22 protein-coding genes are annotated in these 23,991 nt (G+C 72.1%); 10 read left to right on the top strand and 12 right to left on the bottom strand.

The window, feature by feature from the left end:
- Positions 1–131: 131 nt before the first annotated feature.
- Positions 132–1,076: a diacylglycerol/lipid kinase family protein gene (locus ACQPYA_RS26360; RefSeq protein ID WP_433529753.1), complete on the bottom strand. Its 945-nt coding sequence runs from the start codon at positions 1,074–1,076 to the stop codon at positions 132–134.
- 42 nt (positions 1,077–1,118) lie between these two features.
- Here ACQPYA_RS26360 and ACQPYA_RS26355 point away from each other — a divergent pair, with 42 nt between their 5' ends.
- A complete protein-coding gene (locus ACQPYA_RS26355) occupies positions 1,119–1,508 on the top strand; it encodes a hypothetical protein (protein WP_433529752.1) in 390 nt (129 codons plus the stop codon).
- A gap of 48 nt (positions 1,509–1,556) precedes the next feature.
- Here the strand turns inward: ACQPYA_RS26355 and ACQPYA_RS26350 are convergent, their stop codons facing one another.
- Both ACQPYA_RS26350 and sodN read right to left on the bottom strand, forming a co-directional pair.
- Entirely contained in the window at positions 1,557–1,964 is a 408-nt protein-coding gene (locus ACQPYA_RS26350) for an anti-sigma regulatory factor (protein ID WP_433529751.1), read from the bottom strand.
- 172 nt (positions 1,965–2,136) lie between these two features.
- Positions 2,137–2,541, bottom strand: a complete 405-nt coding sequence (gene sodN / locus ACQPYA_RS26345) for a superoxide dismutase, Ni (RefSeq protein ID WP_433529750.1) — start codon at positions 2,539–2,541, stop codon at positions 2,137–2,139.
- A gap of 75 nt (positions 2,542–2,616) precedes the next feature.
- Between sodN and ACQPYA_RS26340 the strand changes: the two genes are divergently transcribed.
- The 3 genes from ACQPYA_RS26340 to ACQPYA_RS26330 all read left to right on the top strand — a co-directional run bounded on the left by ACQPYA_RS26340 (position 2,617) and on the right by ACQPYA_RS26330 (position 5,316).
- Complete coding sequence (locus tag ACQPYA_RS26340) at positions 2,617–2,958, top strand: S24/S26 family peptidase (RefSeq protein WP_433529749.1); 342 nt, start codon at positions 2,617–2,619, stop codon at positions 2,956–2,958.
- A 140-nt stretch (positions 2,959–3,098) separates the two neighbouring features.
- Positions 3,099–4,277 (top strand): NAD(P)-dependent malic enzyme, encoded by a 1,179-nt coding sequence (locus ACQPYA_RS26335; RefSeq protein WP_433529748.1) that lies wholly within the window; start codon positions 3,099–3,101, stop codon positions 4,275–4,277.
- Positions 4,278–4,353: 76 nt separating this feature from the next.
- Positions 4,354–5,316 carry a zinc-binding dehydrogenase gene (locus ACQPYA_RS26330; protein ID WP_433529747.1) on the top strand — a complete coding sequence of 321 codons (963 nt, stop codon included), beginning with the start codon at positions 4,354–4,356 and terminating at the stop codon, positions 5,314–5,316.
- A gap of 87 nt (positions 5,317–5,403) precedes the next feature.
- Here ACQPYA_RS26330 and ACQPYA_RS26325 read toward each other — a convergent pair whose 3' ends face one another.
- Positions 5,404–6,387, bottom strand: coding sequence for an alpha/beta hydrolase family protein (locus tag ACQPYA_RS26325; RefSeq protein ID WP_433529746.1), 984 nt, complete (start codon positions 6,385–6,387; stop codon positions 5,404–5,406).
- Between the two features lie 234 nt (positions 6,388–6,621).
- Positions 6,622–7,488 (bottom strand): alpha/beta hydrolase family protein, encoded by an 867-nt coding sequence (locus ACQPYA_RS26320; protein WP_433533630.1) that lies wholly within the window; start codon positions 7,486–7,488, stop codon positions 6,622–6,624.
- A gap of 207 nt (positions 7,489–7,695) precedes the next feature.
- On the opposite strand from ACQPYA_RS26320, the gene ACQPYA_RS26315 reads away from it, so the two are divergent.
- Positions 7,696–7,863 carry a hypothetical protein gene (locus ACQPYA_RS26315; protein WP_433529745.1) on the top strand — a complete coding sequence of 56 codons (168 nt, stop codon included), beginning with the start codon at positions 7,696–7,698 and terminating at the stop codon, positions 7,861–7,863.
- Positions 7,864–7,920: 57 nt separating this feature from the next.
- Here ACQPYA_RS26315 and ACQPYA_RS26310 read toward each other — a convergent pair whose 3' ends face one another.
- Positions 7,921–9,039, bottom strand: coding sequence for an acetate/propionate family kinase (locus tag ACQPYA_RS26310; protein WP_433529744.1), 1,119 nt, complete (start codon positions 9,037–9,039; stop codon positions 7,921–7,923).
- 239 nt (positions 9,040–9,278) lie between these two features.
- Here ACQPYA_RS26310 and ACQPYA_RS26305 point away from each other — a divergent pair, with 239 nt between their 5' ends.
- Positions 9,279–10,523 (top strand): IS110 family transposase, encoded by a 1,245-nt coding sequence (locus ACQPYA_RS26305; protein ID WP_433529743.1) that lies wholly within the window; start codon positions 9,279–9,281, stop codon positions 10,521–10,523.
- A gap of 163 nt (positions 10,524–10,686) precedes the next feature.
- On the opposite strand, the gene pta is transcribed toward ACQPYA_RS26305, so the two are convergent.
- The 6 genes from pta to ACQPYA_RS26275 all read right to left on the bottom strand — a co-directional run bounded on the left by pta (position 10,687) and on the right by ACQPYA_RS26275 (position 19,732).
- The gene (pta, locus tag ACQPYA_RS26300; protein ID WP_433529742.1) at positions 10,687–12,786 is read right to left on the bottom strand and encodes a phosphate acetyltransferase; all 2,100 of its coding nucleotides are present in this window, start codon (positions 12,784–12,786) and stop codon (positions 10,687–10,689) included.
- A 150-nt stretch (positions 12,787–12,936) separates the two neighbouring features.
- Entirely contained in the window at positions 12,937–13,116 is a 180-nt protein-coding gene (locus tag ACQPYA_RS26295; protein WP_433533629.1) for a DUF6104 family protein, read from the bottom strand.
- Between the two features lie 97 nt (positions 13,117–13,213).
- The gene (locus ACQPYA_RS26290) at positions 13,214–16,915 is read right to left on the bottom strand and encodes a multifunctional oxoglutarate decarboxylase/oxoglutarate dehydrogenase thiamine pyrophosphate-binding subunit/dihydrolipoyllysine-residue succinyltransferase subunit (protein WP_433529741.1); all 3,702 of its coding nucleotides are present in this window, start codon (positions 16,913–16,915) and stop codon (positions 13,214–13,216) included.
- A 273-nt stretch (positions 16,916–17,188) separates the two neighbouring features.
- Positions 17,189–18,004, bottom strand: a complete 816-nt coding sequence (locus ACQPYA_RS26285; protein ID WP_433529740.1) for an ABC transporter permease — start codon at positions 18,002–18,004, stop codon at positions 17,189–17,191.
- The gene (locus ACQPYA_RS26280; RefSeq protein WP_433529739.1) at positions 18,001–18,936 is read right to left on the bottom strand and encodes an ABC transporter ATP-binding protein; all 936 of its coding nucleotides are present in this window, start codon (positions 18,934–18,936) and stop codon (positions 18,001–18,003) included. The genes ACQPYA_RS26285 and ACQPYA_RS26280 overlap by 4 nt, the downstream gene beginning before the upstream one ends.
- Positions 18,937–19,084: 148 nt before the next feature.
- A complete protein-coding gene (locus tag ACQPYA_RS26275) occupies positions 19,085–19,732 on the bottom strand; it encodes a hypothetical protein (RefSeq protein ID WP_433529738.1) in 648 nt (215 codons plus the stop codon).
- A gap of 187 nt (positions 19,733–19,919) precedes the next feature.
- Between ACQPYA_RS26275 and ACQPYA_RS26270 the strand changes: the two genes are divergently transcribed.
- From ACQPYA_RS26270 to ACQPYA_RS26255, 4 genes are all read left to right on the top strand, one after another.
- Positions 19,920–20,684: a GNAT family N-acetyltransferase gene (locus tag ACQPYA_RS26270; RefSeq protein ID WP_433529737.1), complete on the top strand. Its 765-nt coding sequence runs from the start codon at positions 19,920–19,922 to the stop codon at positions 20,682–20,684.
- A complete protein-coding gene (locus ACQPYA_RS26265; protein WP_433529736.1) occupies positions 20,681–21,655 on the top strand; it encodes a lysophospholipid acyltransferase family protein in 975 nt (324 codons plus the stop codon). Before ACQPYA_RS26270 ends, ACQPYA_RS26265 begins: the two co-directional genes overlap by 4 nt.
- A gap of 79 nt (positions 21,656–21,734) precedes the next feature.
- Positions 21,735–22,436: a response regulator transcription factor gene (locus tag ACQPYA_RS26260; protein WP_433529735.1), complete on the top strand. Its 702-nt coding sequence runs from the start codon at positions 21,735–21,737 to the stop codon at positions 22,434–22,436.
- On the top strand, positions 22,433–23,986 hold the full coding sequence (locus ACQPYA_RS26255) for a sensor histidine kinase (protein WP_433529734.1): 1,554 nt from the start codon (positions 22,433–22,435) through the stop codon (positions 23,984–23,986). The genes ACQPYA_RS26260 and ACQPYA_RS26255 overlap by 4 nt, the downstream gene beginning before the upstream one ends.
- Positions 23,987–23,991 lie beyond the last annotated feature (5 nt).

Genomic DNA, 23,991 nt, shown 5'->3' with positions numbered 1-23,991 from the left:
TTACCACAGTCGAGGATCAATATAGTACAGTCCGGCCGACATTGCTGACATTTCCGGCACCAGTCCCGGGTGTCACAGTCGTCGCGTGTCGGGGGTCGCGCCGACCGTCTCCGCCCGGTGGTGCCGGAGGCCTAACAGATTACTCTGAGTGCGGCGGGAACGGAGGTGAATCTGACTTTTTCCCGCTCGCCAAGATAGTCGCCGTCGAGCTGGAACGCCTGCGGACGGCTTGCGACCAGGGTGAACTCCGCTACGTCATGTAACCGCAACACCTGACGCCCGCGCGGATCGGGCGTGGCGGAGAGGAATTGCGTCACGGTGCGTGTCGTGCTGGCAACGCCCAGCTGGCGAAACGCCATCATGTCCAGCCCCAGATCGAAGGACGCCTCCGGGTTCGGGTTGGCCTCCCGGTCTCCGACGTACGTCCACGGGGCGGTGTTCTGGACGATGACGCTGGCCAAGTCGCCCTCTGCCAGCTCGCCCGGCTGCTCCAGCTGGATCGCCGGGTGCCGCCGTTCGGCACCGAACAGGAACTGCGCGGTGAAGGCGCGGAAGTAGAGCCCCGGCGAGGAAACCCGGCCCCGACGGCGGGCCTCCTCGACCCGGTGGATCACCGCCGCGTCGAGCCCGAAGCCGGCGCAGAAGGTGAAGTAGCGGTCATCGGCCCGGCCCAGCCCGATCGTCCGGTGCCGGCCCAGCCGCAGGCCGTCCAGGATCATGCTGGTCGCCTCCGGCCACTCCTTGGGCAGGCCCAGCGCTCGGGCGAAGACGTTGGTCGAGCCACCCGGCACGGTGGCCAGGGCGGGCAGGCGATCGGCGGCCGGCGCGTCGCCGCCGGCCGTGGTCGCCGCCATCAACCCGTTGACCACCTCGTTGACCGTGCCGTCACCACCGAGGGTGACCACGGCGTCGACGCCCTCCACGGCGGCCTCCCGGGCCAGCGCGGTGGCGTGACCACGCCGGCGGGTGTAACGCACAGAGAGGTCCACCTCGCTGCGCAGCGCTCGGAGCAGCACGTCCCGAGCGCGTTCGCTGGTGGTGGTGGCCTTCGGATTGACCAGCAGGACGGCCCGCATGGGCGGCACTGTACTCCGAGGCGTCACGGGTATCGTGACCGCGTGACCATCGACCCCGACCCGAGCCCGGTGACGCTGCGGTGGGCGGTTCGGCTGCTCCGCGGCCAGGCGGTCGCCGTCGGGCTGGTCGCCGCGTGGCTGGTCGTCGCCGACCTCACCGCCACCACCACCGATTTGACGTCGGCGCTGCTGGTCACGGCCTTCGCCATCGGAGCCGCGGTCGCGCTCTGGGCGTTGGGCGGCGCGCTGCTGCGTCGCCGGGCCGGCGCGCGGGCACCCGCCATCGTGCTCCAGCTCATGCTGCTGCCGATCGGCTGGTTCATGATCCAGGGGGGCCTGGGCTGGCTCGGGGTACCGCTGATCGCGCTCGGGCTCGGCGTCACCTGGTTGCTGGTGAGCCCGCCCACCACCCGCGCGCTCGGCTTCGAGTGAGCGCGCGGCGCATCGGCACGGCGGCGCGGGCCGACCCGCGCGGGCCGCTCACCAGCCGGAGGCGCGGCGGGTGAGCAGCGAGATGGTGGCCCGCCCGTCGACCGCGCTCGCCGACGCCGAGGTGGTCAGCGCGGTGAGCACCTTCCACGCGAACGACGACTCGGCCGGCAGCCGGGCACCCGGCACGGTCGGCACGGTCACCTCGACGGTCAGTGCGTCCTCGGTCACCGCGAAACGGCAGTCGAGCTCGGCGCCCCGAGGCGCGATGGCGAGCAGCATGGCGCACGCCTCGTCGACCGCGATGCGTAGATCCTCGATCTCGTCGAGGGCGAACTGGAGGCGGGCCGCGAGGCCGGCGGTGGCGGTGCGGAGAACGCCCAGATATCCACCGTCGGCGGGCACGGTGAGATGCACGACGTCGTCGTCGGTCGTTGGTTGGCCGGTCAGTTGAGTCACCACTCATCCCCCCGGTCGGGGACTCTACCCGCTCAGGCGGCCGGGGCGGTTGACGGCTGTCAAACCGTGACAGTCTCCGACTCGGCCGGCCGCGCCGGCGACCGCCGCGCCCGGTGTGGACGCGTCGGCCGCCGAGACCTCTCGCGAGACCTTTCGCCGCGGGCGGGCGGCGTCACGCCTGCTTGGTCTCCCAGAAGATCTTCGCGATCTCGTCGATCTTCTGCAGCAGCTCGTCGGCCTTGGCCGGGTCGGTGGCGCCCTTGGCGCCGGCGGCGCCGGCCAGCTTGGTCGCCTCGTTGAAGAGCTGGTGCAGGTTCGGGTACTTCTCGAAGTGGGCCGGCTTGAAGTAGTCGGTCCAGAGCACCCAGAGGTGGTGCTTGACCAGCTCGGACCGCTGCTCCTTGATCAGGATGGCCCGGGTGCGGAACTCGGGGTCGGTGTTGGCCTGGTACTTCTCGCAGATCATTTTCACCGACTCGGCCTCGATCCGGGCCTGTGCCGGGTCGTAGACACCACAGGGCAGGTCGCAGTGGGCGCTGGCGGTCACGCGGGGCGCAAGGATGCGTGGAAGTCGCATCAGGGTCCTCCATGGGAAGTTTGCGATGATCCAAGGCGACATTACTCCTGGACGTGGTCCCCGAGGCCGCAGGAGGTGAAACCCGTGCCAGCGTCCCGGCTTCGGTGGCCGCTGTCCGCCGTACTGGTGACCGGTCCGTCCATGTCGCCGACCCTGCGGCACGGCGACGCGGTGCTGGTGCGCCGCGGAGGCCGGGCCGTCCGCCCCGGCGACGTGGTCATCGCGGTCTTCCGCAGCCGCCCGGACCTGCTCGTGGTCAAGCGCGCGGTCCGTCCCACCGGCGGCGGGTGGTGGCTGTACGGGGACAACGAACTGGTCACCGACGACTCCCGGGCGTACGGGGTGGCCGACGTGCTGGGCCGGGTGGTGGCCCGCTACTGGCCCCGGCCCGGTCGGGTGCCGCCGCCACCGTTATGACCCTGCTCACATACCGGCCCCCGGGGCGTGACTATGCTCGGAAGTGCCCGGGTGACCCCCCGCACCTCGTGCCGCCGCTCGCTCGCCTCACCGTGCGCCCGACCGGCCGGTCCATCTGCTCGACAGATCCTGGAGTCACCATGTCTTCGTCCACCGTGGACCCTGCTGATCCCGTCTTCCAGCTGCATCGGGGCGGCAAGATGGCCGTCGTCTCGACGGTCCCGCTCACCAGCCGGGAGGACCTCTCCCTCGCGTACACCCCCGGGGTTGCCCGGGTCTGCGAGGCGATCGCCGCCGACCCGTCGCTCGCCCACGACTACACCTGGGCGTCGAACACGGTCGCGGTCGTCACCGACGGGTCGGCCGTACTCGGCCTCGGCAACATCGGCCCGCGCGCCGCGTTGCCCGTGATGGAGGGCAAGGCCGTGCTGTTCAAGCAGTTCGGCGGGATCGACGCGGTACCGGTCTGCCTGGACACACAGGACGTCGACGAGATCGTCGCGGTGGTCCGGGCGCTGGCGCCCTCGTTCGGCGGGATCAACCTGGAGGACATCAGCGCCCCCCGCTGCTTCGAGGTGGAGCGCCGGCTCGACGAGGCGCTGGACATCCCCGTGTTCCACGACGACCAGCACGGCACCGCGATCGTCGTGCTGGCCGCGCTGCGCAACGCCGCCACGCTGCTCAACCGCAAGCTCGGCGACCTGCGGGTGACGGTCAGCGGCGCGGGCGCGGCCGGGGTGGCGGTGACCAGGATGCTGGTGGCCGGGGGAGTGGACCCGAACCGGGTGGTGGTCTGCGACTCCCGGGGGATCATCTGCACGCAGCGCACCGGGCTCACCGGCACCAAGGTCGAACTGGCCGAGTTGACCAACGCCGACGGCCGCCAGGGCGACATCACCGAGGCGCTGCGCGACGCCGACGTGCTGATCGGAGTCTCCGGCGGGCAGATCCCCGAGTCGGCGGTGGCCGGGATGGCTCCCGGCGGGATCGTGTTCGCGCTGGCCAACCCCACTCCCGAGGTGCATCCGGAGGTGGCCGGGCGGCATGTCGCGGTGGTCGCCACCGGTCGCAGCGACTACCCGAACCAGATCAACAACGTGCTGGCCTTCCCGGGCGTGTTCCGGGGCGCGCTGGAGGCGCGGGCCACCCGGGTCACCGACGCCATGAAGGTCGCGGCGGCCGACGCCATCGCCTCCGTGGTGGCCGAGGCGCTGACCCCGGAGGCGATCGTGCCCTCACCACTCGACCCCCGGGTCGCTCCCGCCGTCGCCGAGGCGGTCGCCGAAGCGGCCCGCCGCGACAACGTCGCCCGCACCTGAGGTGCAAGGAAGGGCCCCTTCTTAACGCCTCCGGTAGAGGAAGGGGCCCTTCTTAACGGGCGCTCAGCTTGTTACGGTGCGGATCATGCGTGCTGCCTTCGCCTCCCGCTTCGACGACGCCGACCCACTCGCCGCGCTCACCGTCGGTGACCAGCCCGAGCCGAGCCTGCCCGACGACGGCTGGGTGACCCTGCGCGTCGTTGCCAGCTCGCTCAACCACCACGACCTCTGGTCGCTGCGTGGCGTCGGGCTGCGCGCCGAGCAGCTGCCGATGATCCTCGGCTGCGACGCGGTCGGGGTGGACCCGGACGGCAACGAGGTGGTCGTCTACCCGGTGGTGCCCACCCCGGGCGACCCGCGCGGGATGTCCATCCTCTCCGAGCACTTCCCCGGCACCCTGGCCGAGCGGGTGGCCGTACCCCGGTGGAACCTGCTGCCGCTGCCGGCGGGCCTGGCGGCGATCGACGCGGCCTGCCTGCCGACCGCCTGGCTGACCGCGTGGCGGATGCTCACCACCAAGGGCCGGGTCGACGAGGCCGAGGCCGTGCTGGTCCAGGGCGCCGGGGGTGGCGTGGCCACCGCGGCGGTCGTGCTGGCCGTCGCAATGGGCAAGCGGGTGTACGCGACCAGCCGCGACGCCGCCAAGCGCGAGCGGATCGCCGAGCTGGGCGCGACCGCCGTGGAGCCCGGCACGCGGCTGCCGGAGCGGGTCGACGTGGTGATCGAGACCGTCGGCGCGGCCACCTTCGACCACTCGTTGAAGTCCGCCGCGTCGGGGGCCCGGATCGTGGTTTCCGGCGCGACCGCCGGGCACGAGCCGAAGGTCAACCTGCGCCGGGTCTTCGCCATGCAACTGGAGATCCTCGGCACCTCGATGGGCACCCCGGGCGACCTGACCGACCTGCTGGCCTTCTGCGCCGAGCGGAAGGTGCGCCCGGTGGTGGACAGCGTCGTGCCGTTCAGCCGGGTCGGGGATGCCTTCGCCCGACTGCACTCCGGGGACGTCTTCGGCAAGGTCGTCGTCGACCACGCCGCGTGAGCTGGAGCGTGGGCTGGAGTGTGAGCTGGAGCGTTAAGAAGGGGCCCCTGCTCTACCGCAGGCGTTAACAGGGGGCCCTTCCTTCAGTTACAGGTGGTTGTCGAGGGTGGCGAGGTTGTTGCGGGCGGCGGCGCTGGGGAGGCGCTCCTTGGCCTCGGCGTCGCCGTAGAGCGCCCAGCGCAGGAACTCGATGGTGGTGTCCGCGACGACCCGTAGCGAGCGGCCGTCGCCCAGCAGGGCCCGGCCGTGGTCGCCCTTGGGCAGGCTCAGCATCGCCTTCGGCCAGGGCACCTTGTCGTACACGGCCTTGCCGGCGGCGTACTGCACCACCTCGTCGGCCTCGCCGTGCACGAACAGCTGCGGTGCTGAGGCACCCGCGAAGGCGGTGCCCACCCCGAGGGCGGTGCCGGCGAAGACGATCCCGGCCGCCAGCCGCTCGTCCCGGCCGGCGGTGAAGAGCCCGATCGTGGTCACCGCGCCCGCCGAGTGCCCGGCGGCGGCCACCCGGTCGGTGGCCAGCCGGCCACGTAGCGGGTCGCCCGCGCGCCCGTCGAGGGCGAGCAACTGGGTCAACACGTACGACACGTCGGCCGGTTGCTTGAGCACGTCGAGCACATTGCGATCGCTGCCGTGGGAGGTGTGCGGGAAGGTCGGCGCGGCCACCACGAAACCGGCCGCCGCCCAGCGGGTCAGCAGGGTCGCGTAGTCGGCGGGCCGGCCGCCCAGGCCGTGGCTGAACACGACCACCGGGAACTTGCCCTCCGCGGCCTCCGCCGCCGACGTCGGCTTACCGCCCGCCCGTCCGGCCGCCGGGTACCAGACGGTCACCGGCAGCGGCCGATCGCCGTCGCGGTTCAGCTTCAGCTGTCGTACGCCGACCGCGAAGCTGCGTTCCGGCGCGCTGCCGGCGGGGATCGCCGGTGCCGACGGGGTCGCCGCCGGTGTGGGTGTGGTCGGCTGGGCTGCGGGTGGGGCGGCCTGGTCGGCGGGCCGATGGTCGGTGGAGCAGCCCACCAGGGCGCTGGCGAGGAGGGCGCTGGCGAGCAGAGCGGAGGCGACGCGACGCGACATGACTCCGATTCTGCCTCGCCCGCCCGCCGGCACTCCCGCCCGAGTCGGCTGCGGCGGCGCGGCGACCGGGCGGGCCGGAACACGGATGCGGGGCCAAGCCGCAGGGCGGGGTCAGAAGGCGGGCGGGGCCAAGCCGCGGGGCGGGGCTAAGCCGCGGGGCAGGGTCAGACGGTGCGGCGGGGTCAGACGGTGGCGGCGGAGCCAAGCCGCGGGGCGGGTCAGGAGGCGGATGGGTCAGGAGGCGGGGCGGGATTCAAAGGTGGTGATGCCGGAGAGGTGGGCCCGGGTGGGTAGCCGGCGGGCGGCCTCCAGGTCGCCGTAGAGGGTCCAGCGGAGGAAGTCGGTGGTGGCGCCGAGCACCTGGGCGAACCCCGGCCGGCCGGGGATGAGGTACTCGCCGTGGCCCTGCCCGAGCAGGCTCAGGAAGCAGGCCGCCCCGGGCGTCCGCCGGTACGCGGCCCGGCCGACGGTGAGCGGGACCACGGTGTCGGCGGTGCCGTGCACGAAGAGTATGGGCGCGGAGGGACCCGCGAAGCTGCCCGCCATCCCGCCACCGGCGATCACGATGCCGGCCCGCAGCCGGGCCGGGTGCCCGGAGGTGAACATGCCGGCCGTGGTGAAGCCGCCCGCCGAGTGCCCGGCCGCCGCCATCCGCTGCACGTCCAGATGACCGGCGAGCGGGTCGCCGCGCCGGCCGTCGAGCCGGACCAGGTGCCGGATCACCCGCCATCCGTCGGCCGGCTGGTTGCGTACGTCGGCCCGGGAGAACCGGGTCGCGCCGCGCCGGGTGTGCGGGTACGTCGGTGCGGCCACCACGAAACCGGCGGCCGCCCACCGGGCGGTCAGCCCGGCGTGCAGCTCGGGCAGGCTGGCCAGGCCGTGGCTGTAGATCACCACCGGGAACCGCCCGTCGGCCACCCGGCTGCCCTGTGTCGGGTACCAGAGGGTGACCGGCAGCGGGCGCGCCGAACCGGCGTCGACGACGAAGCTCCGGACGGCCACCGCGTACGGCACCTGCGGCGCCAGCCGGGTCGGTGCCGCCTGGACGACCGGCTCGCCGGTCACCGCGCAGCCGGTCAGGCACGCCATCAGCACCGTCATCGTCGACGCGGCAAGCCGCTGCCTGATCCCCACGGCATCACGGTAGGGCCCCGGGTCACCCACCCGGGTGTCGTTGCCACAGTCGCGCGGCACCCGGCTTCGGACGGTGCCCGGGGCGGCACCCGGCGTATTCCGTGCGAGTGGTGTCGAGCGCGTCGGGCGGGTACGAGAGGGTCCGGCTGGACCGGTTTCGCTAAGGTTCGCGGCATGGCTGAGAACTACACCGACCCGAGCGGCAACACCGAGGCGTTCCGCGCCTTCGTCAACCCGGAGGCCGCCCCGGCGGAGACGGCGTCGCGTACCGGACTGATCGTCGCGGCGGCGGTCGTCGCGGTGCTGCTGCTCGCCCTCGCCACCTGGCTCGCCTTCGGCTGACCGCCTGGCTCGCTCTTGGCTGACCCGCCTGGCTCGCCTGCGGCTGACCGGCCCGGGTCAGCCGGTCGCCGCTACCACCGCCCTGGCCTCCCGGGCGATCTCCCGCTCCTCGTCGGTGCCGACGACGCAGACCGCGACCTCGGTGCCGTCCGGCGAGATGAGCCGGTCGCTGCTACCCGCGTTGCGCTCCGCGTCGACGGCGATGCCGAGCCGGTCCAGCCCGGCTAGGGCGGCCGCGCGTACCGGCGCCGCGTGCTCGCCGACCCCGGCGGTGAAGGTGACCGCGTCGACCCGGCCGAGCAGGGCGTAGTACGCCCCCACGTAGCCGGTTATCCGGCGGCAGTAGACGTCGAAGGCGAGCGCCGCCGCCGGGTCTCCGGCGGCCCGGCGGGCCAACACCTCACGCATGTCGTTGGCACCGGTCAGCCCGAGCAGGCCGCTGCGGTGGTTGAGCAGGTCGTCGATCTCGTCGACGCCCAGCCCGCCCTCCCGGCGCAGGTGGAACACGATGGTCGGGTCCAGGTCGCCGCTGCGGGTGCCCATTACCAGGCCCTCCAGCGGGGACATTCCCATCGAGGTGGCCACGCTGCGCCCACCGGCGACCGCGCAGGCGCTGGCCCCGTTGCCCAGGTGCAGGGTGATCGTGTTGACCTCGGCGTACGGGCGACCCAGCAGTTCGGCGGTGCGCCGGGAGACGTACGCGTGCGAGGTGCCGTGGAAGCCGTACCGCCGGATGCCGTACCGCTGCGCCACGTCCCGGTCGATCGCGTACGTGGCGGCCGGATCGGGCAGTGTGTGGTGGAACGCGGTGTCGAAGACGGCGACCTGCGGCACCTCCGGTAGCGCCTCGCGGGCCACCGCGATGCCGGCGAGATTCGCCGGGTTGTGCAGCGGCGCCAGCGGCACCAGGTCGTTGATGGCCGCCAGCACGGCGTCGTCGACCAGCGTCGGGGCGGTGAACCGGCGGCCACCGTGCACCACCCGGTGACCGATGGCGGCGAGCCCGGTCAGGTCCAGCCCGGCCAGAACCTGCCGTACCGCACCGGCGTGGTCGGCCGGGCCGCCGCCCGGCTCGCCGATCCGCTCGACGGTGCCCTTGGCGGCGACCTGCTCGCCGTCGTACAACCGGTACTTGACCGACGACGACCCGCAGTTGAGCACCAGCACCTTGCTCATTGGTGCACCCTTGTTTCGCTCGATCCGATCATGGGTTGGGCGCACCGGTGACCGCCGGGCCATCGCCCAGCTTGCTCGCCCCTCGAGGTCCAGCATGAGTTCTGCGAGGCCCGGCGGCCCGGGACACCCCGACTGGCAACAGGGCTATGCGCCATCGAGCGCCGCTCAATGAGCGACCGGCAGTGGTGTCCCGGAACCGCCAGGTGCTTCCCCACTGGTAGCGCAGCGGAGAGGCAACAATGAGTTTGACCGACACCACCAACTCGACGCGAGCCAACTCGGCAGGTGTGGACTGGGCCAAGGACGACTACGCGGTCTGCGTGATCGACGCCGACGGCGAGCCGTTGGAGCGGGCCACGCTGAAGTACACCAAGACCGGCCTGCGCCGGCTGATCGACCTGCTCGACCGGCATCACGTGGACGCGATCGGGATCGAACGCCCCGACGGGCCGATCGTCGACGCCCTGCTGACCGCCGAGCAGGCCGTCTACGTGATCCCACCCTCGCAGGTCAAAGCCTTGCGCCGACGCTACGGCTCGGCCGGGAACAAGAACGACCGGTTCGACGCCTACGTCCTGGCCGACACCGTACGCACCGACCGGCGCCGGCTCACCCCGCTGATGCTCGACAGTGAACCAACCACCGCGTTGCGGAAGCTGTGCCGCGCCCGCAAGGACCTCGTCGCGCACCGCATCGCGGTCGCCAACCAGCTGCGCGCCCACCTGGCCACCACCCTGCCGGCCGCCGTCGACCTGTTCGACGCGATCGACTCCCCGATCAGCCGGCAGTTCCTTACCCGGTTCACCACCCAGGACGCCCTGGACCGGCTGACACCGGCCCGCCTGGCCGCCTGGCTCAAGAGCGCACGCTACTGCGGTCGCACCGACCCGGCCGTGCTGCACCAGCGCATCACCGCCGCACCCCGCGGCGCCACCGGCGACTACGCACGGACCCTGGCCACGATCACCCGCGCCTACCTGGCCGCCCTGGCCACCATCACCGCCCAGATCGATGCGCTCAACCAGCAGATCACCGAAAACCTCGACCTGCACCCGGACCGGGACATCCTCACCAGCCTGCCCCGCTCCGGCACCGTACGCGCCGCCCGGCTGCTCGCCGAGATCGGCGACGCCCGTGGCCGATTCCCGACCCCGGCCTCCCTGGCCTGCCTCGCCGGCGTCGCCCCCTCGACCCGACAATCCGGAAAAGTCACCATCGTCGCGTTCCGCTGGGCCATCGACAAACAACTGCGCGACGCCGTCTGCGACTTCGCCGGCGACAGCCGCCACGCCAACCCCTGGGCAGCCGATCTCTACCGCCAGGCCCGCGCCAAGGGACACGACCACCCCCACGCCGTCCGCATCCTCGCCCGCGCCTGGCTGGGCATCATCCGGAAATGCTGGACCACCAACACCCCCTACGACCCCGCCCTCCACGGCGCCCTCCAACGACTGCTCAACCAAGATCAACAAGCGGTGGCTTGACACAGGGCAACTCATGCCGGCACCCCGCTACGCTCCGTGCCGTCATGAGGCACCACCGCACCGCGCTGATGGTTCACTCGCTGACGCTCGCTCATGCCGGCACTCCGCTCCGCTGCGGGCCGGCATTCCCACGGCGTTGATGGGTTCGCTCGCTGGCGCTCGCTCACGAGCCGGCACCCGGTGTCGGGGCGCCGGCGAGCGCGGCGGCCTGGATGGCGGTGATCGCCACGGTGTTGACGATGTCCGGCACGGTGGCCCCCCGGGAAAGGTCGTTGACCGGCCGGCGCAGGCCCTGCATCACCGGCCCGACGGCCACCGCGCCGGCCGAGCGCTGGACCGCCTTGTACGTGTTGTTGCCCGTGTTCAGGTCCGGGAAGATGAAGACCGTGGCCCGGCCGGCGACCATGCTGTCGGGGAGTTTCGTCGCCGCCACGGCCGGGTCGATCGCCGCGTCGTACTGGATCGGTCCCTCCACGGCCAGTTCGGGCCGGCGCTGCCGGACCAGGGCGGTGGCCGCCGCGACCTTCTCCACGTCCGCGCCCGCGCCGGAGCTGCCGGTCGAGTACGACAGCATGGCCACCCGGGGTTCGATGCCGAACCGGGCCGCGGTGTCGGCCGAGGAGATCGCGATGTCGGCCAGCTGGGCGGCGTCCGGGTCGGGGTTGACCGCGCAGTCGCCGTACACCAGCACCCGGTCGGCGAGCAGCATGAAGAAGACGCTGGAGGCGACGGAGACCTCGGGCACGGTCTTGACGATCTCGAACGCCGGCCGGATGGTGGCCGCGGTGGTGTGGGTGGCGCCGGAGACCATGCCGTCGGCGTAGCCGGCCCAGACCATCATGGTGCCGAAGTAGTTCGGCTGCGCCACGATGTCGTACGCCAGCTCGACGGTGACCCCGCGATGGGCGCGGACCTTCGCGTACGCCTCGGCGAACTCGTCCCGCCACTGGCTGGTGGTCGGGTCCACCACCCGCGCCGCGCCGATGTCGACGCCGAGTTCCCGGGCGCGTCGGGCGATCTCGTCGGGGCGGCCGAGCAGGGTGAGGTCGGCGACCGAACGGCGCAGCAGGATCTCCGTGGCGCGCAGGATCCGCTCCTCGGCCCCCTCCGGCAGCACCAGGTGCCGGCGTCGGGTCCGGGCCCGGTCGATCAGGTCGTACTCGAACATCAGCGGGGTGACCCGCGCGGAGCGGCTGACCCGTAGCCGGCTGGCCAGCTCGACGGTGTCCACGTGCGCCTCGAACGCGCCGAGCGCGGCCTCCACCTTGCGTGGGTTGGCGGTGCTGGGCCGGCCCTCGATCCGGCTCGACGCGGCCACCGTGTGGTAGCTGTCGGTGGGCACCGAGAGCACCGCCAGCCGGGCGTTCAGCGCGTCCACCAGCCGCATCGCCCGGGGGTCGGGCGGCACGCCGAGGGTGAGCACCAGCCCGGCCAGCGACACCTGACCGGCCACGTGCGCCGCGCTCGCCGCCACCAGCAGGTCGTCCCGGTCGCCCGGCATGATCAACAGCGCGCCCTCGGTCAGGTGGTCCAGCAGGGTCGGCACGTGGGCCGCGCCGACCACGTAGTCGAGCACGTCGCGGCCGAGCGCGGTGTCGTCGCCGGTCAGCAGGGTGGCGCCGAGCGCCGCCGCCACCTCGGCCACCGTCGGCGCCGACACGCTCGGCACCTCCGGAATCGCGTACGCGGGCACCGGCAGCCGGGGCAGCGTCATCTCGCCCGGCACCCGGTTGGCGAGCACCGCGAGCACGGTCGCGCCGAGGTCCGCGACATCGTGGTACGCCCCGCGGGTGGCGGCGGTGATCGCCGCCGGCTGCTGCCCGAACCCGTCCACCACGGGCACCACGACGCTGCCGAACTCCGTGGCCAGCCGGGCGTTGAAGGCCAGCTCGCGCGGCCCGGCGGCGTCACCGGCACCGGCGAAGTCGCTGCCCACCACGACCATCGCCGCGAACCGGCGTTCCACGTCCCGGTAGCGCTCCACGATCCGGGAGATCAATTCTTCCCGCCGGCCGTCGGCGACCAGGGCGGTCGCCTCGGCGTACGTGGTGCCGCTCAGCTCCGCGACCGGCAACCCGACCCGGTACCGCTCGCTGAGTAGGGCGAGGATCGGGTCGGTCCGGTCCGGTGCGACCAGCGGGCGGAAGACACCGATCCGGTCGACCTGCCGGGACAGCAGCTCGGCCAGGCCGAGGGCGATGGTCGACTTTCCCCCGCCCGATCCGATACTGGTCAGGTACACACTCCGGGCCACAGCGCCCACGCTACAAGATCCAGCCCCACCCCACCCAGGCCCTCCGACCCCCTCCACCCCACCGTCTTCCGTGTCGATCATGGGGTTGGCGGCGAATCTTGCCCGTTTCCGGGCCGCTAACCGTCATGATCGACGAGGTCTGGAGGGTGGGGCGGGGGGTCAGTCTTCGGGTTCTTCGTCCAGGCGGGCGAGCCAGGTGGCGAAACGTTCGATCGGAGTCTCGAACTCCGGGTGCAGGTCTACGAAGTCGCGTAGGCGTTCGGCCAGCCACTCCATGCTGATCTGCTCGTCGCCGCGTCGTTGGACCAGTTCCTCGATGCCCCGGTCGGTGAAGTACATGCGCATACTCGCTTCCTCACCGGCGGGTATCCGGTGAAAGTCGGCCGGTCCCGTCCCACCCGAGGGGTGGAACGGGACCGGGATGGATCTGACCTGGTCAGGGGCGGGGCAGGGCCGCTTCGATGAGCGCGGCCTGTTCGACCTCGTGCGTCTTCGCGGAGCCGCCGGCCGGGGCGGCGGCGGCCGGACGGGAGATCCGGCGCAGCCGGACCCCGTCCAGGTGCTCCAGCAGGTTGAGCGCGACGAACGACCAGGCGCCCTGGTTGGCCGGCTCCTCCTGCACCCAGGCGAAGTCCTCCGCGTTCGGGTACTGGGCGAGGGCGGCCCGGATCTCCTCCACCGGCATCGGGTAGAGCTGCTCCAGGCGGACGATCGCCGTGTCGCTGACGCCGCGCTCCTGCCGGGCCTGGAACAGGTCGTAGTAGACCTTGCCCGAGCAGAGCAGCACCCGCTTGACCTGCTCCGGAGCCGGGGCGGACTGGTCGGCCAGCACCGGGGCGAAGGTGCCGGTGGTGAAGTCCTCCACCGACGAGACGCAGAGCTTGTGCCGCAGCAGGGACTTCGGCGTGAAGACCACCAGCGGCTTGCGCTTCGGCGAGAGCGCCTGACGACGCAGCAGGTGGAAGTAGTTCGCCGGGGTGGTCGGGGTGGCCACCCGCATGTTGTCCTCGGCGCAGAGCTGGAGGAACCGCTCCGGGCGGCCGGAGGTGTGGTCCGGGCCCTGCCCCTCGTGGCCGTGCGGCAGCAGCAGGGTGACCGCGGAGCGCTGGCCCCACTTCACCTCGCCGGAGGAGATGAACTCGTCGATCACCGACTGGGCGCCGTTGACGAAGTCGCCGAACTGCGCCTCCCAGCAGACCAGCGCGTCGAGGTTCTCCACCGAGTAGCCGTACTCGAAGCCCATCGCGGCGTACTCGGAGAGCAGCGAGTCGTGCACGAAGAGCCGGGACCGCTCGCCGTCGCCGGTCAGCGACTTCAGCGGCAGGTAGTCGTCGCCGGTCACCGCGTCGACGATCGAGGCGTGCCGCTGGACGAAGGTGCCACGGCGCGAATCCTGCCCGGCGAGCCGGACGGTGACCCCGTCGTGCAGCAGCGCGCCGAAGGCGATGATCTCGCCAAAGCCCCAGTCGATGTTGCCCTCGACGGACATCCGGGCCCGCCGGTCGAGCAGCTGCTGGATCCGCTTGTGCGGGGTGAAGCCGTCCGGCAGGTTGACGTGGGCCTCGCCGATGGCCTTGACCACCGACGCGTCGGTCGCGGTCTCCACCTCCGGCTCCGGCTCGTCCTGCCGGGCCGGCCGGCTGACCTGACGCGGGGTGCTGGCTGCATCGCGGGTGGCCTTGAACACCCGCTCCAACTGGGCCTGGTAGTCGCGCAGCAGCTCCTCGGCATCCTCCACGGTGATGTCACCCCGCCCGATCAGCTCCTCGGTGTAGAGCTTGCGGACCGAACGCTTCGAGTCGATGATCTTGTACATCTGGGGGTTCGACATCGAGGGGTCGTCGCCCTCGTTGTGCCCGCGCCGCCGATAGCAGACCAGGTCGATCACGACGTCCTTGTTGAACGTCTGGCGGTACTCGAAGGCCAGCCGGGCGACCCGGACCACGGCCTCGGGGTCGTCGCCGTTGACGTGGAAGATCGGCGCCTGGATCATCCGGGCCACGTCGGTGCTGTACAGGCTGGAGCGGGAGTACTCCGGGGCGGTGGTGAAGCCGACCTGGTTGTTGACCACCACGTGCACCGTCCCGCCGGTGCGGTAGCCGCGCAGTTGGGAGAGGTTGAGCGTCTCGGCCACCACACCCTGGCCGGCGAAGGCGGCGTCGCCGTGCACCGCCAGCGGCAGCACGGTGTAGCCCTCCAGCTTGAGGTCGATGCGGTCCTGCTTGGCCCGGACGATGCCCTCCAGCACCGGGTCGACGGCCTCCAGGTGGGACGGGTTCGCCACCACCGAGACCTTGACCGAGTGGTCGCCGTCGGGCGTGGTGAACTTGCCGTTCTGGCCGAGGTGGTACTTCACGTCCCCGGAGCCCTGGGTGGAGCGCGGGTCGAGATGCCCCTCGAACTCCGAGAAGATCTTCTCGTACGGCTTGCCGACGATGTTGGCCAGCACGTTGAGCCGGCCCCGGTGGGCCATGCCGATGACGACCTCGTCCAGATCGCCCTCGGCGGCGGCCTCCAGCACCTCGCCGAGCAGCGGGATCAGCGACTCGCCACCCTCCAGCGAGAAGCGCTTCTGGCCGACGTACTTGGTCTGGAGGAAGGTCTCGAACGCCTCGGCCGCGTTGAGCCGGTTCAGCACGTGCTTCTGCTCGTCGGCCGGCGGCTTCTCGTACTTGCGCTCGACCCGCTCCTGGATCCAGCGGCGCTCCGCCGGGTCCTGGATGTGCATGTACTCGATGCCGACCCGCCGGCAGTACGAGTCGCGCAGCACGCCGAGGATCTCCCGCAGCCGCATCCGCTGCCGGTTGTTGAAGCCGTTCACCGGGAAGGTGCGGTCCAGGTCCCACAGGGTGAGGCCGTGCTGGAGCACGTCCAGATCCGGGTGCTTGCGGATCTTGAATTCAAGCGGGTCGGTGTCGGCCATCAAATGGCCACGCACCCGGTACGAGTGGATCAGCTCGTGCACCCGCGCGGTCTTGTTGATCTGGCCCTCGCTGTCGACCGCGACGTCGCGCATCCAGCGCACCGGCTCGTAGGGGATGCGCAGCGAGGTGAAGATGCCGTCGTAGAAGCCGTGCTCGCCGAGGAGCAGCTCGTGCATGACCTTGAGGAACTCGCCGGACTGCGCGCCCTGGATGATCCGGTGGTCGTACGTGCTGGTCAGCGTGATGACCTTGCTGACCGCCAGCTCGGCGAGGGTGGCCTCGCTCATGCCCTGGTACGGCGCCGGGTACTCCATCGCGCCGACCCCGATGATCGCGCTCTGCCCCTGCATCAGTCGCGGCATCGAGTGCACCGTGCCGATGCCGCCGGGGTTGGTCAGCGAGATGGTGGTGCCGGAGTAGTCCTCCATGGTCAGCTCGTTGCGCCGGGCGCGCCGGACCACGTCCTCGTACGCCTGCCAGAACTGCCGGAAGTCCATCCGCTCGCAGCCCTTGATGGAGGGGACCACCAGGTTGCGGCTGCCGTCGGGCTTGGCCAGGTCGATGGCGATGCCCAGGTTGACGTGCTCCGGACGGACCATCGCCGGCTTGCCGTTGGCCTCGGCGAAGGAATTGTTCATCTCCGGGTGCGCGACCAGCGCCCGGACCAGCGCGTAGCCGACCAGGTGGGTGAAGCTGACCTTGCCACCGCGCCCCCGGGCGAGGTGGTTGTTGATCACGATGCGGTTGTCCACCAGGAGCTTGGCCGGCACGGCCCGCACGCTGGTCGCGGTCGGCACGGCCAGGGAGGCGTCCATGTTCTGGACGATCTTGGCGGCGACACCCCGCAGCGGGGTGGTCTGCGGTCCGGTGGCGGTCGGCGCGGTCTTCGCCGGCTCGGCCTTGGCCGGCTGGGCCTTCTTCGGCGTCGGCGTGCTCCGGGGCTCGGTGGCGGTCCCGGCCGCCGGCTCGGCCTTGGCCGTCGGCGTGGCCTTTGCCGGGGTGGGTTCGGCGGCGGTAGCCGGCCGGCCGGCGCCGTCACCCTCGGCCGGGCGGGCTGCGCCGGGGCCGGGCCGGTAGTCGGCGAAGAAGTCGTGCCAGGCCGGATCGACGCTTGTCGGGTCGGTGAGGTATCGCTGGTACATCTCCTCGACGACCCACTCGTTCGGGCCGAAACCCGCCAGTGGGTTCTCCTGCGAAGTCTGCTGGGTCGACACGGCCGGTAATCGCCTCTTTCACGCGGGTTTGTGTGTCACGCGGTGTCCGTTGCGCCGGGACGGGCGCACAGGACGGAACCCAGGCTACGCCGTACTGATCGCCGAGGCATTTCCGCCTCCGTCGCGTGGTCCGATTCACAGAAGGTGCCAGAAGTTCGGTAAGCGCTGCGCATCCCATTGATTACTGCTACGAACGACGGGCCCGGTTCGCCGGCTTCCGCCAGTGAACCCGGGCCCGTCGGCCGCTGCGGTCGGGCCTCGCGGCCCGGCCGGTCAGGAGATGTCGCGGCGTCGGGTGATCAGGACCCCGGTGATGCCGCTGACCAGCGCGTAGCCGACCAGCACGAGGGCGCCGACCCACCAGACGGGGTACATCTCGTTCTCGCCGGGCGTGATCATGATCGTGGACGCGGCGGCCGGCCAGATCACCTGCCACTTGAGCACGGCCATGTTGTCCAGCCAGTTCGCCAGCAGGAAGAAGAGCAGCCCGACCACCTGCGTGCCGATCAGGTACAGCACGGAGGCGGTGATCACCGCACCGAGCTGGTTGGTGATCAAGGTGCCGATGCCCACGCCGAGCACGGTCCAGATCGCGTACGCCATCAGGTTGAGCAGCAGGGCCCGCTGGACCTCCCACTCACCGAGCAGGGTGCCGTGGTCGTTGAGGGTCAGGAAGATGGCCCCGGCACCGAGGTCGACCAGCGTGGTGAAGAGCCAGAACGAGAAGCCCAGCAGGCCCGCCGCGACGAGCTTGCTGACGATCACCCTGGTACGCCGCGGGGTGGCCAGGAAGGTGGTGGTCGCGGTCTGGTGGAAGAACTCGTTGGTGACCATCAGGATGCCGATGAGCATCACGAACATCAGCCCGAGGTACTGCCCCGAGGTGTAGAGGTTCGCCGCCTGCGCCGGCGCGGAGGCGGCGTCGCCGGTGACGCCGATGTCCTCCCCGCTGCCGCCGACCGCCGTGTCGAACATCCAGGCGTTGAACGGGAACGCCATGGCGATCGACAGGAACGCCCCGATCGCCAGCCACCACCAGGTGCTGGTCGTACGGATCTTGAGCAGTTCGGAGCGGACCAGCTTGCTCATCGGATGCCCGCCTTTCCGGCCGTCAGCTCAAGGAAGACCCGTTCCAGGTCGGGTCGTTCGGTGGTCAGCTCGTGCAGCTCCACGCCGGCGGTCAACGCCGCGCGGCCCACCGTTGGGGCGTCCACCCCGGCGATCAGGAGCGCGCCCTGCTCGTCGGTCTCCACCGTGGCCGGCCCGCCGGCCAGCGCCGTGGTCAGCTTCTCCGCCTCCGGGGTCCGGACCCGGACCCGGACGCTCTGCGCCATCGACCCGATCACCTGGTCGACCGGGCCCTGCCGGACCAACTGCCCGGCCGCGATGATCACTACATCGTCGGCCAGGAGCTGCATCTCCGACAACAGGTGGCTGGAGACCAGGACGGTGCGGCCCTCGGCGGCCAGGCCCTTGAGGAACCCGCGCATCCACCGGATGCCCTCCGGGTCCAGCCCGTTGGCCGGCTCGTCGAGGATGAGCACCCGCGGGTCGCCGAGCATCGCGGCGGCGATCCCGAGGCGCTGCTTCATGCCCAGCGAGTAGCCCTTGAACTTGCGTTTCGCCGCCGGGGTCAGCCCGACCAGGGCGAGCGCCTCGTCGGCGCGCTGTCGCGGCAGTCCGGCCGCGGCGGCGATCACCCGCAGGTGGTTGATACCGGTGCGCCCCTTGTGCGCGCTGGACGCCTCCAGGACCGCGCCGACCTGCCGCAGCGGATCGGTCAGGTCGGGGTACCGGCGGCCACCGATGGTCGCCTCTCCGGCGGTGGGGGTGACCAGGTTCAGCAGCATGCGCAGGGTAGTGGTCTTGCCGGCGCCGTTCGGGCCGAGGAAGCCGGTGACCCGGCCCGGCTCGACCGTGAACGACAGGTTGTTGACCGCAAGGACGTTGCGGTACTGCTTGCTCAGGCCGGATACCACGATCTGCGCGTCATTGGTGGGGCGTGGCTGCCCGTGGGACATCGTTCTCCTCCCGTTTGGCGCCGGGATGCGCCGTTGCACAGCGTGACGGTAGCGGTCAAGCAATTCAATCGGGCGCGCTCCGGAGATCGCGATCCGCCTCAGGCAGGAGTCGCCTCATCCCCAGGTACGACCCGATCGACGGCCGTACTCAGACGGCGATCCAGGTGGCCCGGGCGCGGCCGAGCAGGCTGCCGTCCGGACCGTACAGGCTGGTGCGCACCAGCGCCTTGCGGCCCTCGACGCCGATTGTCGCGCCGGTCACCACGCACTCGTCGCCCGGCCGGGGCACCGCCTCGACCAGCGCCGCGATCCGGCCCAGCAGGTACGGCCGGCCGGCCCCGATCACCGACCAGCCGCCGGGGCAGTCCAGCGCGGCCCAGATCACGGCGGCGCTGACCTGCTCCGGCACCAGCACCGGCGCGGCCATCCGGCCGTCCGGCAGCCGGCCGGGAAAGATCCGCAGGCCGTCGCTGCGGTGCGGGCCGCAGACGTAGCAGCCGGGAAACGGGTGGTCCAGCAGCCCGGGGTACGCCGCCGAGGCGGCCCGCGCGGTGGCCAGATCGACCGGCGGCACCACCTCGTCGAACCGCTCCGTCGGGCGCAGCTGCGCGACCACCTCGCCGGCCGGGTCGCGTACCTCCCCGCCGACCAGCGCCAGCGGGGTGTCCAGCGGCGGCGGCCGGCGCAGGGTCACCTCGACCGGCTGGTCCCCGCCGTACGCCCCGGCGAAGACCCCGGCGCTCCAGCCGCCGTTACCCGAGCCGGCCGGCCCGTTGAAACGCGCCTCGATGATCATCCTGTTCCTCCTGCCGCGCCGGCCACCTCGCCCGGCGCCCGGGCAGCCTCGCACGCCCGCCGCCCGGCCACCCCCGGTGGGGCCGGCCTTCCACCGGCCGGCCAGCGACGGGTCGCCGACCGGCGTTCACCGGATCGACACCGCTGGTCACCAGGGCCGGCAACCCATCGGGCGCTACACAAGGGGCATGGCCGTTATGCCCGCCGCGGACGTGTCCCTGACGACCAGCGGCTACACCCTCTCCATCGCCGACGACCCCAACCAGGTCGAGGCCGCCCAGCGCCTGCGTCACCGGGTCTTCGCCGGTGAGCTGGGCGCGACCGTATCCCCGGGCGAGCCCGGCCTCGACCGCGACGCCTTCGACCCGTACTGCGACCACCTGCTGGTGCGGCAGGAGAGCACCGGCGAGGTGGTCGGGACGTACCGCCTGCTGCCGCCGGGGCGGACCAGCCGCCGCTATGCCGAGGGCGAGTTCGACCTCGCCGCGCACGATCCGCTGCGCTCGCAACTCGTCGAGGCCGGCCGCTCGTGCGTGCACCCCGACCACCGAACCGGTGCGGTGATCAACCTGATGTGGGCCGGTATCGCCCGCTACCTGCACCTGCGCGGCCTGCGCTGGCTCGGCGGGTGCGCCTCGGTGCCGGTCGCCGACGGCGGCCTCGCCGCCGCCGAGGTGTGGGCCCAGGCCCAGGCCCGGCATCTGGCGCCGCCCCCGCTGCGGGTCCGCCCGCTGCGGCCCTGGTTTGCCGAGCCGGGTGTCCCGACCGAGCCGGTCGCGGGGTCGGCCAAGCTGGTCCCGCCGCTGCTGCGCGGGTACCTGCGGCTCGGCGCCTGGGTCTGCGGCGAGCCGTCGTACGACCCGGACTTCGGCGTGGCCGACTACTACGTGTTGCTCTCCATGGACCGGATCAATCCGCGCTACCTGCGGCACTTCCTCGGCGGCCAGCCGTGACCACGCTGGTCCACCCGCTGTGGCGGCCGATCTCCGGGTGCGGTCCCGACTGCCTGCCGCGGCCCGGCCAGTCCCCGACCGTGCCGGTGGCCCGGCAGGTGGGGCGGGCCGTCGCCCTGGTCGGCATGCTCGGGCTCGGGATCGGGGTGGCGGCGCTGCTCCCGCTGCTGCCCGCCCGGGAGCGCCGGGCCCTGCTGCGGGGCTGGGCGCGGGCCACCACCCGTGCCTGTGGCGTACGCCTGGTGGTGCGGGGCCGACTGCCGCGGCGGCGCGCGCTCCTGGTGGCCAACCACGTCTCCTGGTGGGACATCCTGGCGGTGCTGGCGGTCGGGCCGGCCCGGCTGGTGGCCAAGCACGAGATCGGCCGCTGGCCGCTGGTCGGGCTGCTGGCCCGGGCGGCCGGCACCGTCTTCGTGGACCGTTCCCGCCCCCGCGCGCTGCCCGCCAGCGTGGGTCGGGTCGCGGCGGCGCTGCGGGCCGGCCGGTCGGTGGCGGTCTTCCCGGAGGGGACCACCTGGTGCGGTACGGGCGACGGCTGCCGCCCGCCCGCCGGTTTCCGGCCGGCGATGTTCCAGGCCGCGATCGACGCCGGGGCGCCCGTGGTGCCACTGCGGATCGGCTACCGGTGCGGGGCCACCGGCGTGCCGACCACCGCGCCGGCCTTCGTCGGCGACGAGACCCTGCTGCGCTCGGTGCGTCGGGTGCTCGCCGTCCGGGAACTGACGGTCACCGTCGAGATCGCCGCGCCGCTGCACCCGGGCCGGGCCGCCGACCGCCGGAGGCTGGCCCGGATCGCCGAATCGGCCGTCCATCTCGTACCGTCGGTACCGGCGCGCCCGGAGGCCGAACCGGCGGTGCCGCGTCCGGCAGCGGTGCCGAGGCCGGCATGGTCGGGAGCCCGGCCGGGGCCGTCCGGGCCGGGGCCCGACGCGGAGAGTACGCCCGGCCGGGAGCTGCCGCTGGCCGCGTGATCCGTACGGTGCGCCCGCTCACAGGTTTTTTTCAGGATCCGCCCAGCGTGAGCGCAGCGACTGCGCGGATGATGGCGGCATGGCGGCTACCCAGACCGAGGCGCGACTGCTCGTCGTCGAGGACGATCCCAACATCCTCGAACTGCTCTCCGCGAGCTTGCGCTTCGCGGGCTTCGACGTGGCCACCGCCACCAGCGGCAGCGCCGCGCTCAGCGCGGCCCGGGACCACCGGCCCGACCTGGTCGTGCTCGACGTGATGCTGCCCGACCTCGACGGGTTCGAGGTGATCCGGATGATGCGCGAGGGCGGTACGCGTACCCCGGTGGTCTTCCTCACCGCCCGGGACGCCACCGACGACAAGATCCGCGGCCTCACCCTGGGCGGCGACGACTACGTCACCAAGCCGTTCAGCCTGGAGGAGTTGACCGCCCGGATCCGGGCCGTGCTGCGCCGCACCAGCAGCGGCGAGCAGGGTCCCGCCCGGCTCACCTTCGCCGACCTGGAGCTGGACGAGGAAACCCACGAGGTGTACCGGGCCGGCCAGCGGGTCCAGCTCTCGCCGACCGAGTTCAAGCTGCTGCGCTACCTGATGCTCAACGCCAACCGGGTGCTGTCCAAGGCGCAGATCCTCGACCACGTGTGGAACTACGACTTCCGGGGTGACGACAACATCGTCGAGTCGTACATCTCGTACCTGCGGCGCAAGGTCGACACCGCCGAGCCCCGGCTGATCCACACCCTCCGTGGGGTCGGCTACGTGCTGCGCAAGCCGGCGGCGTGAATCCGTTACAGCAGGGCAAGGCCCGGCTGCGCGGAGTCCCGCTGCGGCTCAAGCTGGTCGCGGCCGTCCTCGCCCTGGTCGCCGCCGCGTTGCTGGTGATCAGCTCGCTCACCACGTTCTTCCTGCGCAGCTATCTGGTCGAACAGGTGGACACGCAACTGCGGGGAGCGAGCCAGACGCTCGGGCTGCCCAGCCTCCGCGACGGCACGGTGGGCACCGTGCTGCCGAGTGACTTCGTCGTGGTGCTGGCCAACCAGAACTGGGGCGTGAGCAAGCTGTTCTTCGACGACAAGACGCTCAGGCCGGAGCAGGTACCGCGGTTTCCCGACAACTTCGAGGGCTTCGTCGACCGGGTGGGTGAACCGCGTACGGTGACCTCACGGGACGACCACACCCGGTGGCGCGTCTTCTACGCACAGCTGTCGGGCGACGAGGTGCTAGCCATCGGGCAGCCGCTCACCGACGTGGAGCTGGCGGTCAAACGGCTGATCTGGATCGACCTGCTGGTCGGCGGGGCGGTGCTGATCCTGCTCGCCACGGTCGGCGCGGCGATCGTACGGACCAGCCTCAAGCCGTTGGTGGAGATCGAACGTACCGCCGCCGCCATCGCCGGTGGTGACCTCAGCCGGCGGGTGCCCGATCCAGAGCAGGGGGAGCCCTGCCCGACCTCGGAGCTGGGCCGGCTCGCCCGCGCGCTGAACGCGATGCTCAGCCAGATCGAGATGGCCTTCACCGCCCGCGCGGCCTCGGAGTCGGCGGCCCGGACCGCCGAGTCCGCGGCCCGGGAAGCCGCCGAGTCGGCCCTGGCCTCCGAATCCCGGGCCCGCCGCTCCGAGGAACGGATGCGGCAGTTCGTCGCGGACGCCTCGCACGAGCTGCGTACGCCGCTGACCACCATCCGTGGCTTCGCCGAGCTGTACCGGCAGGGCGCGGCCCGGGCCCCCGAGCAGACCTCCGACCTGCTGCGCCGGATCGAGGACGAGGCGGCCCGGATGGGCCTGCTGGTGGAGGACCTGTTGCTGCTGGCCCGGCTGGACCGGGAGCGACCGCTCTCGCTCGCCCCGGTGGAGCTGCCGGTGCTGGCCGCGGACGCGGTGGCGGCGGCCCGGGCGATGGCGCCCGAGCGGCGGATCGAGTTGGAGATCGAGCCCGGTTCCGGCCCGCTGGTGGTGCGCGGCGACGACGCGCGGCTGCGGCAGGTGATCGGCAACCTGATGACCAACGCGCTGCGGCACACCCCGCCGGAGGCGGCGGTGACGCTGCGGCTGCGGGCCGAACCGGGCAACCTGGCCGTGGTGGAGGTGGCCGACACCGGACCGGGGCTCACCGGCGAGCAGGCGGAACGGGTCTTCGAGCGCTTCTACCGGGCGGACGCCGCACGCACCCGCCGGCTCGGCGGCAACACCGGTACCGGCCTCGGCCTGGCCATCGTCGCCGCGCTGGTGACCGTGCACCAGGGCAGCGTCGAGGTGGCCGAGACACCGGGCGGGGGCGCCACCTTCCGGGTCCGGTTGCCGCTCGCTCCGGCCACCGACAGTGAGGACGAGTGACTTTC

This window comes from Micromonospora sp. CA-263727, assembly GCF_050942455.1.
Taxonomy (GTDB): domain Bacteria; phylum Actinomycetota; class Actinomycetes; order Mycobacteriales; family Micromonosporaceae; genus Micromonospora.
The sequence above is the reverse complement of the archived record's forward strand: the minus strand, read 5'-3'. Positions and strand labels throughout refer to the sequence as shown.

Coding starts and splice junctions, on each gene's coding strand:
- ACQPYA_RS26360 (WP_433529753.1), bottom strand. CDS start 1,076: ATGCGGGCCGTCCTGCTGGTCAATCCGAAGGCCACCACCACCAGCGAA.
- sodN (WP_433529750.1), bottom strand. CDS start 2,541: ATGCGACTTCCACGCATCCTTGCGCCCCGCGTGACCGCCAGCGCCCAC.
- ACQPYA_RS26335 (WP_433529748.1), top strand. CDS start 3,099: ATGTCTTCGTCCACCGTGGACCCTGCTGATCCCGTCTTCCAGCTGCAT.
- ACQPYA_RS26325 (WP_433529746.1), bottom strand. CDS start 6,387: ATGTCGCGTCGCGTCGCCTCCGCTCTGCTCGCCAGCGCCCTCCTCGCC.
- ACQPYA_RS26320 (WP_433533630.1), bottom strand. CDS start 7,488: ATGACGGTGCTGATGGCGTGCCTGACCGGCTGCGCGGTGACCGGCGAG.
- ACQPYA_RS26315 (WP_433529745.1), top strand. CDS start 7,696: ATGGCTGAGAACTACACCGACCCGAGCGGCAACACCGAGGCGTTCCGC.
- ACQPYA_RS26310 (WP_433529744.1), bottom strand. CDS start 9,039: ATGAGCAAGGTGCTGGTGCTCAACTGCGGGTCGTCGTCGGTCAAGTAC.
- ACQPYA_RS26305 (WP_433529743.1), top strand. CDS start 9,279: ATGAGTTTGACCGACACCACCAACTCGACGCGAGCCAACTCGGCAGGT.
- ACQPYA_RS26295 (WP_433533629.1), bottom strand. CDS start 13,116: ATGTACTTCACCGACCGGGGCATCGAGGAACTGGTCCAACGACGCGGC.
- ACQPYA_RS26285 (WP_433529740.1), bottom strand. CDS start 18,004: ATGAGCAAGCTGGTCCGCTCCGAACTGCTCAAGATCCGTACGACCAGC.
- ACQPYA_RS26280 (WP_433529739.1), bottom strand. CDS start 18,936: ATGTCCCACGGGCAGCCACGCCCCACCAATGACGCGCAGATCGTGGTA.
- ACQPYA_RS26275 (WP_433529738.1), bottom strand. CDS start 19,732: ATGATCATCGAGGCGCGTTTCAACGGGCCGGCCGGCTCGGGTAACGGC.
- ACQPYA_RS26270 (WP_433529737.1), top strand. CDS start 19,920: ATGGCCGTTATGCCCGCCGCGGACGTGTCCCTGACGACCAGCGGCTAC.
- ACQPYA_RS26260 (WP_433529735.1), top strand. CDS start 21,735: ATGGCGGCTACCCAGACCGAGGCGCGACTGCTCGTCGTCGAGGACGAT.